Source organism: Shimia biformata (assembly GCF_016888515.1).
Taxonomy (GTDB): Bacteria; Pseudomonadota; Alphaproteobacteria; order Rhodobacterales; family Rhodobacteraceae; genus Shimia_A; species Shimia_A biformata.
In genome coordinates this window covers 1,701,488-1,717,081 of the sequence record NZ_JAFEJK010000001.1, presented here as the reverse complement: position 1 = coordinate 1,717,081, position 15,594 = coordinate 1,701,488, and the positions used below count along the sequence as shown (strand labels likewise).

The following is a 15,594-nucleotide window of genomic DNA, read 5'->3' as shown; positions in this document are numbered from 1 at the left end:
TGCTCTCCTTCCGTTTTGGGTGCGCCCCGACCGGGCCGGGGCGCGGATTGTGGCCTTGCGACGGAGGTCGTCAGGCCAATTGTTTTGCCTTGACCAGCCGGTCGTAAATGACCCCGCCCAGAACGGCGCCGATGATCCAGTTATAGCCGGACAGCACCTCGAACCACGGCACCCAGACCGTCGCCACCGAGAAGATCGCGGCGACGGCAAAGGCCTTTACCGCGACACCGTTCCAACCATTGTCGAAATGATAGGTGCCGCCGTCCATGTCATAGAGGTCATCCAGCACCAGCTCTTCCTTGCGGTGCAGGTAGTAGTCCACGATCATGATGCCGAAGATCGGGGCCAGCGTCGCGCCCAGCGTATTGACGAACCCGCTGATGCCGACCGACGAAATGAAGCTGACCCACAGACCGCCGATGACCAGTGCAAAGACCGAAGTAATCAGCCCGGCCGCGCGGAAACTGATCTTCTCCGGCTTCAGGTTGGCGATCCCGTTCACCGCCGGGATGAAGTTGGCCACCAGGTTGATGCCCACCGTGGCGGCAAAGAAGGTGATAGCGGCGATGATCCCCAAGAGCACGCTGTCGGTGCGTTCGACGATTTCCGTCGGATTGGTGATCTCTTCGCCGAACACCACCGCCGCGCCGCCGGTGGTCAGAAGCGCCAGCGCCGAGAACAGGATCATGTTGAACGGCAGGCCGGCAAGGTTGCCTTTAACCATGGCCGGGCGGTCCTTGGCATAGCGCGAGAAATCCGAGAAGTTGATCATCACCGCCGCGAAATAGGCGACCATGGTGCCGACGATGGCGATGAAGCCCTTGAACTCGGTCCAGACGGTGCCTTCGGGATTGGCAAAGATCGTCGCCGTGGCCGACAGAAGCTGCCCGTCCGACCGCTGCCACAGCACGATGACAAGGCCGATCATCACGAGGTAGACAAACGGCCCGGCAATGTTGAGGAAGGTTTCGACCCAGTTCATCCCGCGCCAGAAAATGACGATGTGAAAGGCCCAGACCAGCAGGAAGGACACCCAGTCCACCACGGTCAGACCAAGATATTCGGCGCCGCCACCGATGCCGGTGACCGAATGGATCAGCAAGGCCAGCGCGGTCGAGGCGAAATAGACCTGAACGCCGTACCAGAACACCGCCACCGTCGCCCGCAGAACCGCCGGCAGTTTCGCGCCCGACGTGCCAAGGCTGGCGCGTGCCAGAACCGGATAGGGGATGCCGTATTTCTCGCCCGCGGCGCCCGAGAGGTTGACCATCCACATGACAAAAAGCCCGGCCACAACCAGCGCGGCAAAGGCCGTCCAGCCGCCGACGCCATAGGAAATGAACAGCGACGCGACCAGTGAATAGCCAAACAGCGATTGCACATCATTGGCCCAGATATTGAAGATCGCGAACCATCCCCAAGTCTTTTCGTCGGCGCCAACCGGGTTCAGCGTGCCAGTGCCTTCCGGGTCCATCGTGCCGCCGTGTGGCACGTGATGTTGTTCAAGTGTTGTCATGTCGCGCTTCCTTTGCTGTTTGCATTCAAGTGCCGGGCACGGTTTGCCCTTAGTATGGCAGCCGAAGACCGGGCAACTCGCCTCGGGAAAAAAGCACGGATCCGCCGCAGAGGTGGCGGGAACCAGCCGACCCGTCAGCACCGTCGGCAAATCGGCGGCGTGTTTCCGCCAATCTGCCCGAATTTCAGACCACCTGAGGAATTAATACGCACGTCCGCGCGCCGAGACCGGCCACACCGCTTCGACCACGCCGTTTCGCACGCCGACATACCAGTCATGCACATTGGCGGTGGGGTCACAGTGGCCCGGCACCAGCCGCAGCTTGTCACCAACCTTCAGCGCGCCCTCAGGGTCCATGACCACGCCATGTTCGTCCGAGCATTTGATGTACTCGACATCGTCGCGGCCAAAGACCACCGGCAGGCCGCTGTCCACCGATTGCGCCTTGAGACCCGCATCCACGATGGCCTTGTCCGCCTTGGCGTGGCTCATCACTTGCGTGAGGATAAAAAACGCGTTTTCCCATTCGCCCCGGTCGATGCGGTTGCCATCCTTGTCAAGGATACGACCGTAATCAGCATCCATGAAAGCGTAGGAGCCGCATTGCAATTCATTGTAAACGCCTGAATTGCTTTCGAAATAATAAGACCCGGTGCCCCCGCCCGAGACCAGCTCGCAGTTGATGCCTTCCGCCTTCAGCGCGTCCACCGCCTCTTGCACCTGCGCAATCGCCACGTCCAGCTTGGCCTTGCGGTCGTCATAGCTGTCCAGATGCTGCATCGCGCCCTGATAGGCCTGAATGCCGGTAAAGCGCAGCCCCTCGGCGGCGTTGATCGCCCTGGCGATGTCCACCACGGCTTTGGACGTGGTCACCCCGCAGCGCCCCGCGCCGCAGTCGATCTCGACCAGGCATTCCAGCGTGGTGCCGTGCCTGGTGGCAGCCGCCGACAGTTCAGCGACATTGTCGATGTCATCGACACAGACAATCACCCGCGCGCCAAGTTTCGGCATCCGGGCAAGACGGTCCAGCTTGGCCGGATCGCGTACCTGGTTTGACACGAGGATGTCCTTGATGCCGCCGCGCGCGAAAACCTCGGCCTCGCTGACCTTCTGGCAGCAGACGCCAACCGCGCCGCCCAGACGTTCCTGGAGCTTCGCCACATCCACCGATTTGTGCATCTTGCCATGCACCCGGTGACGCATCCCGTGCGCCTTGGCATAGTCGCCCATCTTGGTGATGTTGCGTTCCAGCGCGTCGAGGTCGAGGACCAGCGCCGGGGTCTGGATATCCGCCTCGGCCATGCCCGGCTTGGCGGGAATGTCGAAGCCAACTTCATATGCGTCGAAGTTTGTCATGTCTTTCACCGTTTTGTCTCCAATGTGACAGGGGTGTCTTTGTTGTCCAAGCCCGCGCGCCTCGCGCGGGCAGCGCCCGACCCGCCCCCATGGGGCGGGCGCTTCTCGCCCACCCCGCGGGTCAGACGCCGCGAATCTTCAGGTTCCGAGCCAAGGCAGCCGATCCAGATCGACATTGCCGCCCGTCACGATCACGCCGACCCGCTTGCCCCTGAACGCCTGCGGGTTCTTCAGGATCACTGCCAGCGGCACCGCGCTTGAGGGTTCCATCACGATCCGCAGGTGTTTCCAGACCAGCTTCATCGCCTCGATGATCTCACTCTCGGAGGCGGTGTAAATCTCGGCCACGTGGGTCGACACGAAATGCCATGTCAGGTCTTTCAGCGGCACCAGCAGGCCATCGGCAATCGTCTTGGGTGCGTCATCGGCGATGATATGCCCGGCCTTGAAGCTGCGATAGGCATCATCCGCCTGCTCCGGTTCCGCCGCAATCACCGCCGTTTCGGGCGCCAGAGTCGACAACGTCAGGCAGGTGCCGGAAATCATGCCGCCGCCGCCAATGGGGGCGACCACGGCGTCCAGCCCGTCGACCTGCTCGACAAATTCCTTCGCGCAGGTCCCCTGCCCGGCAATCACCCGCGGATCGTTATAGGGATGCACAAAATCGCCGCCCGTCGCCGCCTGCACCTTGGCAAAGGTTTCCTCGCGGCTGCTGGTCGAGGGCTCACATTCGGTGATCATCCCCCCATAGCGGCGCACCGTATCCTTCTTGGCCTGCGGCGCGGTGCGCGGCATGACCACGTTGCAGGGGATGCCCCGCTTCATCGCGGCATAGGACAGGCAGGACGCATGGTTGCCCGAGGAATGCGTCGCAACGCCCTTGGCCGCCTGCGCATCATCCAGACCAAACACCGCATTCGCCGCCCCGCGCACCTTGAAGGCACCGGGTTCCTGGAAGTTCTCGCATTTGAAGAACAGCTGGCACCCCGCCAGTTCGTTCAGATAGTCCGAGACCCGCACCGGGGTCTGCCGGATATGCGGCCGGATGCGGTCATGCGCAGCCAGCATGTCATCATAGGTCGGGATATACATCGCACTATCCTTCATCACGCCGCCGCCTTCAGCGGGCGGGCCGTTTGGCGATAGACCTCCTGCGCCGCCGCCACGCCGGACCCCAGCGTGATATTCAGCCCCAGATCGGCCATGCACATCTCGGCCGTGGCAATGCCCGACAGCGCCATGACATCCGTCAAAGACCCAAGGTGGCCGATGCGGAACACCTTGCCGGCGACCTCTCCCAGACCGACACCGAAGGCGACGCCATAGGTATCGGCGGCATGGGTGACGATGTCGGTGGCATTGAACCCTTCGGGCGTGCGGATCGCGCTCACCGTGTCGGACCACAGGTCAGGCGACACCGCGCACAGCTCTAGCCCCCAGGCATGGACCGCCGCCCGCACCCCGTCGGCAATCCGGGCATGGCGGGCAAAGACATTGTCCAACCCCTCGTCCAGCAGCATCTGACAGCTTTGATTGAGCCCGTTCAGCAACCCGACCGCAGGGGTATAGGGATAACCATTGGCACCATAGCTGCGCCCCATGTCGCGGATATCGAAGAAGGTGCGCGGCAGGGTTGCGGTCTCGACAGCCGCCATCGCGCGAGGCGAGAATGCGACGATGGCCAGACCCGCAGGCAGCATGAACCCCTTTTGCGACCCGGTGACGGCAATATCGACGCCCCAGTCATCCATGCGGAAATCCATCGACGCGATCGAGCTGACCCCATCGACAAACAGCATCGCCGGATGGTTCGCGGCATCCAGCGCGGCGCGGACAGCGGCAATGTCGGATTTGACGCCGGTTGCTGTCTCGTTATGGGTTGCCAAAGCCACCTTGATCCTGTGGCCGGTGTCGGCGGTCAGGATCTCTTGGAACCGGTCGGCGGGAATGCCCTGCCCCCACGGGGTTTCGACCACCTGCATGTCCAGCCCGTGACGCTGGCACATGTCGATCCAGCGGTGGCTGAACATCCCGTTCCTCGCCGCCAGAACCGTGTCACCGGGCGACAGCGTGTTGGTCAGCGCGGTTTCCCAGCCGCCGGTCCCGGTCGAGGGAAAGAAAAACACCTCGGCGGTCTGCGATTTCAGCACCTGTTTCACACCCGCGCGCGCGGGATGCAGGATCTCGGCAAACAAAGACGACCGGTGGTCCAGCGTCGGCATGTCCACCGCGCGGCGCAGGCTTTCGGGCATATTGGTCGGGCCGGGAATGAAAACCGGGTTCTGGAAACTCATGGGAACGCCCTCCTTGGCATGTCTTGCAGTCAGGATGCGCCCCGCGCCACAGGAAGGCAATTTTTTCGAAATCATTTTTCGGCAGGCAAAATCGACCACTTACCCATTTCTTTTCAGCAACTTATAATTTTTCATTGAAAGAAAACGTTTTTCAAAATATTCAAGGAACTGTTCAAAACCCGATGAAAGTACCGCCATCATGCCCTCCTCTCACAAGCCACGGGGCCGCCCTAAATCCTTCCATGACAAGACCGAGGCCACCCGCATTCAGGCGCTCGATCGCGCGCTTGACGTGCTGGATCAGCTGGCGTCGGGCGGCGGGCAGACCCTCAGCGAGTTGGCGGCAGTGCTGGACCAGTCCCCGGCCACGGTCTATCGCATCCTGACCACATTCGCGGCGCGCGGCATGGCCGAAACCGACCCCGCCGACCAGACCTGGCACGTGGGCGCAAACGCCTTTCGCACCGGATCGGCCTTCCTGCGCCGCTCGTCCCTGGTCGAACGCGCCCGCCCGGTGATGCGCCGCCTGATGGAAGAAACCGGCGAGACCGCGAACCTTGGCGTCGAACGTGGCGATCAGGTCCTGTTTCTCAGCCAGGTCGAAACCCATGAAACCATCCGCGCCTTCTTTCCGCCGGGCACCCTGTCGCCCCTGCACTCGTCCGGGATTGGCAAGGCGCTTTTGTCGGTCGCGCCCGCTACGCGCATCGACCTCTTGATGACCCAAAACCCTGAAGCGTTCACGCCCAACACCATCACCGACGCCGCCGCCATGCACGCCAACCTGACCGAGGCCCGCGCCCGTGGTTTTGCCCATGATGACGAGGAACGCACCATCGGCATGCGCTGCCTTGCCGCGCCGATTCTGAACCTGCATGGCGAAGCGGTGGCCGGAATCTCGGTTTCCGGGCCGACGCACCGTCTGACCAATGCGCATATCACCGACATCGGAACCAAGGTTGCCGAGGCCGCAAAAGACCTCAGCCGCGCATTGGGCGCGGCTGTCTGATCTTCCTCTTGCCGAAAATACCTCGGGGGGGTCGGGGGGCTGGCCCCCCGTCCGGCGCTACAGGCTCATGTGACGGTTCACGTCCTTGTAAAGCAGGTAGCGGAAATTCCCCGGACCGCCGGCGTAACAGGCCTGCGGGCAGAAGGCGCGCAGCCACATATAGTCGCCCGCTTCCACCTCGACCCAGTCCTGGTTCAGCTTATAGACCGCCTTGCCCTCAAGCACGTAAAGCCCGTGTTCCATCACGTGGGTTTCGGGGAACGGGATCACCCCGCCGGGCTTGAAGGTGACGATGGTGACATGCATGTCGTGACGCAGGTCGGTCTGGTCGACAAACCGTGTGGTGCCCCAGACCTCGTTGGTGTCGGGCATCCAGGCCGGGGCGACATCCTGTTCATTGGTGACGAAGGCCTCGGGCGCGTCGATCCCGTCAACCGCTTGATACCGCTTGCGAATCCAGTGGAACCGGGCATGTGACTGCCCCTCGTTCAAAACCGACCAGTCCGCGCCGGGCGGGATGAAGGCATAGCCGCCCTCGCCCATCTCGTGCCTTGTGCCGTCCAGCGTCAGGGTGATCGCGCCGCCAACCACGAAAAGGACCGCTTCCACCCCCTGGTCCGGCTCAGGCCTGGTGCTGCCGCCACCGGGGGCAACCTCGGAGATGTAATGCGAAAAGGTCTCGGCAAAGCCGCTCATGGGGCGGGCAATCACCCAGAACCGCGCCCTGTCCCAATGCGGCAGGAACGAGGTCACGATATCGCGCATGGTGCCGCGCGGGATGACGGCATAGGCCTCGGTGAACACGGCGCGGTCGGTCAGAAGCTGGGTCTGGGGCGGCAATCCGCCGGTCGGAGCGTAATAATCGGTCATGTTGCGGCTTTCGTTGAACTGGGTCCATCAAACACCGAAGCGGGGGCAAGTGAAATGGCCCGCCCTCCTGAAGCATTACCTTGGATTCTTTGAAAATGGCGGCGCCCCATTGGGTAGGGGCGATCAATCCGCCTCGATCGGTTCGATCAATTCCGGCCCGGAGGCCCGGTTCGAGTTCACCTTGCGGTCGACCCGGTGGAATGTCAGCGCCTCATCCGGCGCGGCCTTCATCAGCGTGGCCGCGCCGTGGCCCGCCTCGCCCAGCCACAGCGCCCAGTCATCGGCGGGCAGGATGACCGGCATACGGTGGTGGATCGCCGACATCGCCCTGTTCGCGCCGGTGGTGACGATGGCGCAGGCCTCAACCGCGTCCTCGCCCCGGTCCCAGCGCCGCCAGACCCCGGCCATGGCCAGCGTCTCGGCACCTTGGATATACCACGGGAACCGCGTGCCTTCCGCGTCCTTGGTCCATTCATAAAACCCCGTCACCGGAATGATGCAGCGCCTTTCGCGACAGGCTTTGCGGAAGGCGGGTTTCTGGGCAATCGTCTCGGCGCGGGCATTGATCAGCAGCGGGCCGTCCGACGGGGTCTTGTACCAATGCGGCAGGAACCCCCAGCGCATCGCCACCAGTTGCCGGTCCGCGCCATCCGATTTCACCACATGGATGCGGTTTGTCGGGCAGACGTTATAGTTCGGCACCTCGGGCAGGTCATTGGCCGGCCGCGCGGCAAAAAGCTGGGCCATGGCGTCGGTGGGCAGAGTGATTGCAAAGCGTCCGCACATGACCTATCGCTACCACCAAATCCGCCTTCGCCGCCAGCCCGCAATTGCCATGCCATGCGCCTTGTCCGAGCGGCCCCAGACACCGATGGACCCGCCCATGTCGAACCCGATCCAGGCCCTTGCCGACAAATCCCTGGCCAAGCTGAACGCAGGTGATCTGACCGCAGCGCTGAAACTTGCGCGCACCGGGGCCAAGAAACACCCCAAGGTAGAGGCGTTCCCCAAGATCGCCGCCGCAGCGCTGGTCGGGATGGAGGATCACAAGGGCGCGGTGCCTTTTCTTGCCAAGGCCTACAAGCTGGACCCGGCCGATATCGAGGTCCGCCGCAACCTTGGGTTTGCACTGGCCTCGGTTGGTGAAACCGCCAAGGCCGACGGGCTGATCGACAGATGGTTAAGTGCGGACCCGGACAATCCGCATTATCACTATGTCCGCGCCTATTCGCTGACCCGGCAGGGACAGTTCGACGGCGCCGAACAGGCCGCGACCCGCGCCATCGACGCCGGTTTCAACCTGAAGGATGCGCTGGGGCTGCGTGCATTTGCCCGGCTGGAACAGGCCAAGTGGACGGCGGCGCTTGAGGATTGCAACCGCATTGCCGAGATCGACCCCTATGACATCGACGCGCTGACCAACAAATCCATCTGCCTGCGGGAACTGCGGCAAGACGACCAGTCGCTTGCGGCGGTGGATCAGGCGTTGTCCATGTCGCCCGACACAGCCGACCTGCACGCGATCCGGGCCGAGGTGTTGTTGCAGCTTGGTCGGCTGGACGACGCGACCGACGCGTTCGACAAGGTTCTGTCGCTGGATCCAAACAACGTACTGGCACTGACCAACCTCGCCCAGACCGGCACAGATGCGGACAATGTCGAAAAACGCCTGCAATCGGCAATCAAGGCAACCCCGGCCACATCCGAGGACAAGGCGCTGTTGCAGATCGCTCTGGGCAACTACCTGTTCCGCTGCAAGCGATACGCCGACAGCGCCCGCGCCTTTGACACGGCCAATGCCACGCGCGCGAAGTCTCACCCCTATGACGCCGACCGCGCCGAGGCCACGTTTGAACGGATGACCGCGCTGCATCCGGACGCAGACAGCCTGCGGTCCGGGGGCGATGCGGACGCGCCGACCCCGATCTTCGTGATCGGGCAGCCGCGCTCGGGCACGACGCTGACGGACATGATCGTCTCGGCCCATCCAGAGGTGCAAAGCTTCGGGGAACTGGGGATCATGGCAACGGTGGCAGAAAAGGTCATGGCGGGCGACGATCTTGGCCCGGCAGAGATGGTGCAGCTGTGCCGGGACAGGATCCCGCCGCTGAAAGACCCCAAACCCTATTTCGTCGACAAGACCCCGATGAACTATCAATACGTGGGGCTGCTGATGGAAACCTTCCCGAAGGCGAAATTCATCAGCATCGAACGTGACCCGCGCGAGGTGGCGTTGTCGATGTGGCGCCAGCACCTCAAGGGAACAGCGACCTATTTCACCAGCCGCACCGACTGGATGGCACATTCGGCCAACCTGTACCGCCGCTACATGACCCACTGGAACGCGCTGTTTGGTGATCGCATCCTGACCGTCCAATACCGCGACCTTGTGTCGGATGTCGAAACCGAGACCAAGCGGATCGCGGCCTATTGCGGGCTGGACTGGGTGCCAGAGATGATGTCGCCGGAAAAGAACGCCGCACAGGTGCGCACCGCGTCGATCCGGCAGGTGCGCCAGAAGGTGAACACCGGCTCAATCGGCAAGTGGAAGGTGCTGGAACAAAGCCTTCAGCCTTTTATCGACCGGCTGGACCCGGCGTTGTGGCCCGATCTGGACACAGATTGAAGCGGCGAAACAGGGCACGCGAAATAGCAACGGGGCGCCCCGAAGGACGCCCCGCATATCAGGCCGAAACCCGGTTTACTTCTGCATGATCCGCCCGTCGGTATAGGGCGCATAAGGCGCGTTCTTGGCCAGGTATTCCGCCGTCACATCGGCCAGGTCCGGGCCATAGTCATAGGCGTTCTCGGCGTCGCGGAACATCTTGTATCCGTCACCGCCGCCGCGCACATAGTTGTTGGAAACCAGCGAATAGGTCTTGGCCGGATCAATGGCGACCCAGTCGCCGCCTTCCATCACCATGACCTCTTGGATACGACCTTCGCCCGCCGCGACCGACGCGTCAAAGCTGAATTTCAGCCCCGCCACCTGTGGGAAACGGCCCGCGACTTCTTCGATCTGGCTGACGCCGTTTTCCAGCGCATCGATCACCGTCTGACCCGAGACCTGGAAGGTCGAAAGCGTGTTCTGGAACGGCAGCACGGTCAGCACCTCGCCCATGGTCACCGGCCCCGCGTCGATCGAGGCGCGCAGACCACCCGAGTTGGCGATGGCGATGGTCACGCCCTGATCCTTCACCCGGTCCAGCATCGCGTCGGCGACAAGGTTGCCCATGGCACATTCCTGCACCCGGCACACTGCGCGGTCGCCTTCGATGGCGGCGCCGGCCTCGGCGACCACCTTCTGGCGGATTTCCTCAAGCGGACCTGCCAGTTCCTTGATCCGCGCCTTGGTCGCGGCGTCTTCGGCGATGGCGGCGTCCATGATGATCGGCTCACCGGCTGCTTCGGTGATTTCCCCGGCATCGTTGAAGGTCACATTGAGTTCGCCAAGGAACTTGCCATAGGCATAGGCCTGCACGATCGCGGTATTGCCGACCATGGTCGGATAAGGCCCGTCCGCCCGGTCAGACGTGTTCGACAAAAGCGTGTTCGAGTGGCCGCCGACGATGACGTCAACGCCGGTGGTGTTTTCGGCCACGTGCTTGTCGACGACATAACCCGAGTGGCTGAGAACGATGATCTTGTTGACGCCCATCTCGGTCAGCTTGTCGACCTCGCCCTGCACCGCATGCACCGGATCGGTGAAGGTGATGTTCGGGCCCGGGCTGGCCAGTTCGTCGGTGTCCTGCGGGGTCAGACCGATCAGGCCCAGCTTCTCGCCGCCGCGTTCGATCACGGTCGATTTCATCAGCGTATCGGCCAGAAGCTCTTCCCGGCTGACATCGGCGTTCGACATCAGGACCGGGAAGTTCACCGAATCCATGAAGCCGCGCAGAACTTCGGGGCCATCGTCGAACTCGTGGTTGCCGACGGTCATCGCGTCATAGCCCATCTTGTTCATCATCTCGGCCGCTGCCGCACCTTTGTAATAGGTGTAGAACAGCGTGCCCTGGAACTGGTCACCGCCATCGACAAGGATCGAGTTGTTCGACCGCTTGCGCGCCTCTTCCACCGCCGTCACCAGCCGCGCCGAGCCGCCAAAGCACTTGCCCTCGGCATTGCTTTCCTCGTCACAGCCCGAATCGTATTTCGAGATCGGCTCGAACCGGGCATGGAAGTCATTGGTGTGCAGGATGGTCAGCGTATAGTCGGCTGCGGCCATGCCTGCTGTCATCGCCAGCGCGCCTGCGCTGGCCAGGAAATGCTTGATCATTGGAAATCCCCTCTTGGACTTTTTGTTATCCGGCAATCGTGACTCTGTTTGACGGGGCTTGTCAAAGCCTGTTTCGATGGCACCCCGCTTGACGTTGCTGTGCCAAGGCTTCATGTCAAAGCGATGAAGATTTACAAGATTTTCCGCGGTCCCGAATGGGCCGCCCTGCGCAGCGACGGGGAAACCCTGGGCGCGCCCGTAGATATCGCCGATGGCTATGTGCATTTCTCGACCGCAGAGCAGGCGGCGGAAACGGCCGCCAAGCATTTTGCCGGGGAAGAGGGGCTGTTCCTGTTGTCTCTTGAGACCGACAGGCTGGGTGACGACCTGAGATGGGAACCCTCGCGAGGGGGGCAGTTGTTCCCGCATCTCTATCGCAAGCTGCGGCTGGAAGACGTGGAATGGGCACAGCCCCTGCCCCTTGTCGACGGCAAGCATCAGTTCCCGGCAGGGCTGGGCATATGAGGGCGCTGGAACAGATCGGCCTGAAGGCGCTGCATTGCGTTGACCCCGAGACCGCGCATGGGCTGGCGATCCGCGCATTGCAGATGGGGCTGGCCCATGCGCCGGGCCGCGTGACCTCGTCCCGGCTGGCGACATCCTTTGCGGGCCTGGACCTGCCCAACCCGGTCGGGCTTGCCGCCGGGTTCGACAAGAACGCCACCGCGCTCTCTGGTCTTGCCCGCGCCGGTTTCGGGTTTTTCGAGGTCGGCGCCGCCACCCCGCTACCGCAGCCGGGCAACCCCAGGCCGCGCCTGTTCCGCCTGTCCGAGGATCGCGGCGCGATCAACCGGTTCGGCTTTAACAACGATGGCATGGACGCCATTGCCGAACGGCTGGCCCAGCGCCCCAAGGACGCGGTGATCGGGTTGAACCTTGGCGCCAACAAGACCAGCACCGACCGCGCCGGAGATTTTGTCAAAGTGCTGGCGCGCTGCGGCGAACACCTCGATTTCGCCACTGTCAATGTCTCGTCCCCCAATACCGAGAAGCTGCGCGATCTGCAGGGCAAGGCGGCGCTGTCGGCGCTTCTGAGGGGCGTCATGGATACCCGCGACACGCTGGCCCGCCCGATCCCGGTCTTCCTCAAGATCGCCCCCGATCTGAGTGACGCCGAGATTGCCGAGATCGCCGAGGTCGCCGCCGAACAGCGCGTCGATGCGGTGATCGCCACCAACACGACGCTGGACCGAAACGGCCTTGCCAGCCGCCACCGGGATGAGGCCGGCGGTCTGTCGGGCGCACCGCTTTTCAGCAAATCGACCCGCGTTCTGGCCCGGCTTGCGACCGAAACAGGCGGCACGATCCCTCTGGTCGGGGTCGGCGGCATCTGCACAGCCGAGGACGCCTATGAAAAGATCAAGGCGGGCGCCGGTGTGGTTCAGCTTTACACCGCGCTGGTCTATCGCGGCCTCAGCCTGGCCGAGGACATCATTCGCGGCCTCGACAGATTGCTGGACCGCGACGGGTTTTCGAACGTCACCCAGGCGGTCGGCACCGAGAAGGAGAAATGGCTGTGATCACCATCTGGCACAATCCGCGCTGCTCGAAATCGCGCCAGACGCTTGCGCTTATCGAAGACAAGGGCGCGGTGACAATCCGCAAATACCTGGAAGACGCGCCATCTGCCGAGGAAATCCGCGCCGCGCTTGACCTTCTGGGGCTTGCCCCGGTCGAGATCATGCGCACCGGGGAAGCCCGGTTTCGCGAGCTGGGCCTTGCCAAAACAGATGAGGGCGACAGGCTGATCGCGGCCATGGCGGAAAATCCGATCCTGATCGAACGTCCGATTGTCTTTGCCAATGGCAAGGCCGCCATCGGCCGCCCGCCGGAAGCGGTGCTTGATATCCTCTGACCTTCCTCTTGCGACAAATACCTCGGGGGGAGGTTGAAAATGCCCGCATTTTCAAGCGATGGGGCAGCGCCCCCTACCCGGTTGCCGCAGAGCGCTCCAGCGCAGGGTAGCGCAGGCCCAGCGTGAGCCCGCGCGCCACGAACGAGACCAGAAGCGCCAGCCACAGCCCGTGGTTGCCGAAGGTCGGGATCAGCGCGGCAACGGCAAGCCCGTAGATCACCAGTGACACCGCCATCATGTTGCGCATGTCGCGGGTGCGGGTGGCGCCGATGAAAATACCGTCAAGCATCCAGGACGCGATCCCCAGAAGCGGTGCCAGCACCATCCAGACCAGATAGGACCGCGCCTCGATCCGAACATCCGGCGCGGTGGTCATCAGGTCGATGATCGCCCCGCCGAACAGGGCAAAGACCACCGCCAGCCCGACGACACAGACCATGCCCCAAAGACTGGTCAGGACCGAGGCCCGCCGCAGCGCATCCCGGTTCATCGCCCCCAACGCCTGCCCCACCAGCGCTTCGGCGGCAAAGGCAAACCCGTCCAGCGCATAGGCCGTGATGTGCAAAAACTGCATCAGCACCTGGTTTGCCGCCAGCGTCACGTCTCCGAACCGTGCCCCGAGGAACAGGAACGACACGAAAATCACCTGCAGCATCAGCGACCGCAGCAGGATGTCTGTATTGACGACCATGACCTCGCGCAGGCGGGCTGCGTCGAAGATCCGCGCCCAGTCGCGCCATGCCGGGTTGCCAAAGGCGTCGCGGCAGATCCAGAGCCCAAGGCCCATTCCGCTCCATTCGGCGAGGAAGGTCGCCAATGCCACACCCTCGACACCCCAGCCAAGGCCCAGCACGAACCACAGGTCCAGCGCGATGTTGAGGCCGTTCATCCAGAGCTGGATCACCAGCACCGCGCGGGTGCGTTCCAGCGCGATCAGCCAGCCGGTGATGCCATAAAGCGTAATCATCGCGGGCGCGCTCCAGACCCGGATCGCCATGTAGTCGCGGGCCAGCGTCTCGACCTCGGGGCTGGCAGGCGACAGAAGGAAGGCACCGCGGAACAGCACAGCCTGCAACAGGATAATCGCGATACCGGCCCCTGCCCCGATCATCAGGGCGCGCATCAGCATCGCGGTGACTTCACCGGACCGACCCGCCCCCTGCGCCTGGCTGGTCAGGCCGGTGGTGCCCATGCGCAGGAAGCCGAAGACCCAGTAGATCGCGGTCAGGATGATCGCACCGATTCCCACTGCGCCGATCGGGGCGGCTTCGCCCAGTTGCCCCACAACGCCGGTGTCCACCGCGCCAAGGATCGGCACGGTGGCGTTAGACAGCACAATCGGAATCGCGATTTTCAGGACGCGGGCATGGGTGATGCCGCGCATCCGGGCCGGATCACTCATCGCGGCGCGGCATCAGGAAATGGCCGGTGCCTTGCGCGAACAGCTTGCCGCGCTGGTCCTGCCAGGCTTCCACGTGAACACTGGCATAACGCCGCCCCGAGCGGTTCACCTTGGCCCGCGCATAGGCGTCGCGCGGCAGGCCCGAGCGCAGATAATCCACGGTGAAATCAATCGTCTTGGGCAGGCGCGGCAGGTGGCCAATGGCCAGTTCGTCCGTGTCGATCTCGCCGCTTTCGATGTCGTCCCACAGATAGGACCAGCTGAGACCGATGATCGCCGTGATCTCAAGGAATGCCGCCGTTGCGCCGCCGTGCAGCGCCGGGATCAGCGGGTTGCCGATCAGCTTTTCGTCAAATGGCATCACCGCCGTCAGCTCATCCCCGCGGCGGTCGAACTCGACCCCGAGGAACTGGATGTAAGGAACCCCATGCACAAGCGCGTGCAGGGCCGCGTCGCGGCGTTGTTTGACCACCTGCACCGGTTCGGGACGTCTTGCCGCCATGTCACTTGCCCTCCACGGTAAAGGCGCCTGTCGCGGTGGCGACGGGCTTGTCTGTATCATCGTCCCAGGTGGTGGCGCGCACGAAGGCGACGTTGCGGGTGATGTGATAGCATTCGGCCCGCGCGCGGATGGTCTGGCCGGGTGTTGCGGCGCGCATATAGTCGATGCGCAGGTCGATCGTGGCGGTCCCTGCCGGGCTGGACGGGTGGCTCATCGCGGCCGCCCCGCAGCAGGTATCCATCAGGGCAGACACCGCACCGCCGTGAATCACCCCGGTTTCCGGGTCGCCGACAAGACGCAGATCATAGGGCATCTCGATCTCGGCGCATCCTTCGCCGATATCCATCAGCTTCATGCCCAGCGCGCGGGAATGGGGAATGGCACCGATAAACTGTTCCGCGATCCGCTTCTTGTCCACGTTCATGTCCTATCCTTCGTTCGATCCCGCCAAGATGATCCTCAAATCAAATCAGGAGCAAGGGGGCTGTTGCCCATCCCCGCGTCAGGTTTTAAG

15 protein-coding genes are annotated in these 15,594 nt (G+C 63.2%); 5 read left to right on the top strand and 10 right to left on the bottom strand.

Going from position 1 to position 15,594, the window contains the following annotated elements; genetic code table 11:
- Nucleotides 1-70: 70 nt before the first annotated feature.
- The 4 genes from JQ863_RS08280 to bhcA form a co-directional block, all read right to left on the bottom strand.
- Nucleotides 71-1,516 (bottom strand): NCS1 family nucleobase:cation symporter-1, encoded by a 1,446-nt coding sequence (locus JQ863_RS08280; RefSeq protein WP_204113822.1) that lies wholly within the window; start codon nucleotides 1,514-1,516, stop codon nucleotides 71-73.
- A 201-nt stretch (nucleotides 1,517-1,717) separates the two neighbouring features.
- Nucleotides 1,718-2,872, bottom strand: a complete 1,155-nt coding sequence (gene bhcC / locus JQ863_RS08275) for a 3-hydroxy-D-aspartate aldolase BhcC (protein WP_204113821.1) — start codon at nucleotides 2,870-2,872, stop codon at nucleotides 1,718-1,720.
- 138 nt (nucleotides 2,873-3,010) lie between these two features.
- Entirely contained in the window at nucleotides 3,011-3,979 is a 969-nt protein-coding gene (gene bhcB, locus JQ863_RS08270; RefSeq protein WP_204113820.1) for a beta-hydroxyaspartate dehydratase BhcB, read from the bottom strand.
- A complete protein-coding gene (gene bhcA, locus JQ863_RS08265) occupies nucleotides 3,979-5,166 on the bottom strand; it encodes an L-aspartate--glyoxylate aminotransferase BhcA (RefSeq protein ID WP_204113819.1) in 1,188 nt (395 codons plus the stop codon). Before bhcA ends, bhcB begins: the two co-directional genes overlap by 1 nt.
- 199 nt (nucleotides 5,167-5,365) lie before the next feature.
- Between bhcA and bhcR the strand changes: the two genes are divergently transcribed.
- Complete coding sequence (gene bhcR / locus JQ863_RS08260) at nucleotides 5,366-6,175, top strand: HTH-type transcriptional regulator BhcR (protein WP_204113818.1); 810 nt, start codon at nucleotides 5,366-5,368, stop codon at nucleotides 6,173-6,175.
- Between the two features lie 57 nt (nucleotides 6,176-6,232).
- Here bhcR and JQ863_RS08255 read toward each other — a convergent pair whose 3' ends face one another.
- Both JQ863_RS08255 and JQ863_RS08250 read right to left on the bottom strand, forming a co-directional pair.
- On the bottom strand, nucleotides 6,233-7,045 hold the full coding sequence (locus JQ863_RS08255; protein WP_204113817.1) for a bifunctional allantoicase/(S)-ureidoglycine aminohydrolase: 813 nt from the start codon (nucleotides 7,043-7,045) through the stop codon (nucleotides 6,233-6,235).
- Nucleotides 7,046-7,168: 123 nt separating this feature from the next.
- On the bottom strand, nucleotides 7,169-7,831 hold the full coding sequence (locus tag JQ863_RS08250; RefSeq protein ID WP_204113816.1) for an SOS response-associated peptidase: 663 nt from the start codon (nucleotides 7,829-7,831) through the stop codon (nucleotides 7,169-7,171).
- On the opposite strand from JQ863_RS08250, the gene JQ863_RS08245 reads away from it, so the two are divergent.
- A complete protein-coding gene (locus tag JQ863_RS08245) occupies nucleotides 7,830-9,671 on the top strand; it encodes a tetratricopeptide repeat-containing sulfotransferase family protein (protein WP_204113815.1) in 1,842 nt (613 codons plus the stop codon). The genes JQ863_RS08250 and JQ863_RS08245 overlap by 2 nt on opposite strands.
- 75 nt (nucleotides 9,672-9,746) lie before the next feature.
- Here JQ863_RS08245 and JQ863_RS08240 read toward each other — a convergent pair whose 3' ends face one another.
- Complete coding sequence (locus tag JQ863_RS08240; protein ID WP_204113814.1) at nucleotides 9,747-11,321, bottom strand: bifunctional metallophosphatase/5'-nucleotidase; 1,575 nt, start codon at nucleotides 11,319-11,321, stop codon at nucleotides 9,747-9,749.
- A 123-nt stretch (nucleotides 11,322-11,444) separates the two neighbouring features.
- Between JQ863_RS08240 and JQ863_RS08235 the strand changes: the two genes are divergently transcribed.
- From JQ863_RS08235 to arsC, 3 genes are read left to right on the top strand one after another with little or no spacing between them, the layout of a single operon-like run.
- A complete protein-coding gene (locus JQ863_RS08235; RefSeq protein ID WP_204113813.1) occupies nucleotides 11,445-11,786 on the top strand; it encodes a DUF952 domain-containing protein in 342 nt (113 codons plus the stop codon).
- Entirely contained in the window at nucleotides 11,783-12,841 is a 1,059-nt protein-coding gene (locus JQ863_RS08230; RefSeq protein WP_204113812.1) for a quinone-dependent dihydroorotate dehydrogenase, read from the top strand. Before JQ863_RS08235 ends, JQ863_RS08230 begins: the two co-directional genes overlap by 4 nt.
- Complete coding sequence (gene arsC / locus JQ863_RS08225; protein ID WP_204113811.1) at nucleotides 12,832-13,176, top strand: arsenate reductase (glutaredoxin); 345 nt, start codon at nucleotides 12,832-12,834, stop codon at nucleotides 13,174-13,176. The genes JQ863_RS08230 and arsC overlap by 10 nt, the downstream gene beginning before the upstream one ends.
- Before the next feature lie 73 nt (nucleotides 13,177-13,249).
- Here the strand turns inward: arsC and JQ863_RS08220 are convergent, their stop codons facing one another.
- From JQ863_RS08220 to JQ863_RS08210, 3 genes are read right to left on the bottom strand one after another with little or no spacing between them, the layout of a single operon-like run.
- On the bottom strand, nucleotides 13,250-14,578 hold the full coding sequence (locus JQ863_RS08220) for an MATE family efflux transporter (protein ID WP_204113810.1): 1,329 nt from the start codon (nucleotides 14,576-14,578) through the stop codon (nucleotides 13,250-13,252).
- A complete protein-coding gene (locus JQ863_RS08215) occupies nucleotides 14,571-15,080 on the bottom strand; it encodes a PaaI family thioesterase (RefSeq protein ID WP_204113809.1) in 510 nt (169 codons plus the stop codon). Before JQ863_RS08215 ends, JQ863_RS08220 begins: the two co-directional genes overlap by 8 nt.
- A 1-nt stretch (nucleotide 15,081) precedes the next feature.
- On the bottom strand, nucleotides 15,082-15,504 hold the full coding sequence (locus JQ863_RS08210; protein ID WP_204113808.1) for a PaaI family thioesterase: 423 nt from the start codon (nucleotides 15,502-15,504) through the stop codon (nucleotides 15,082-15,084).
- Nucleotides 15,505-15,594: the final 90 nt, after the last annotated feature.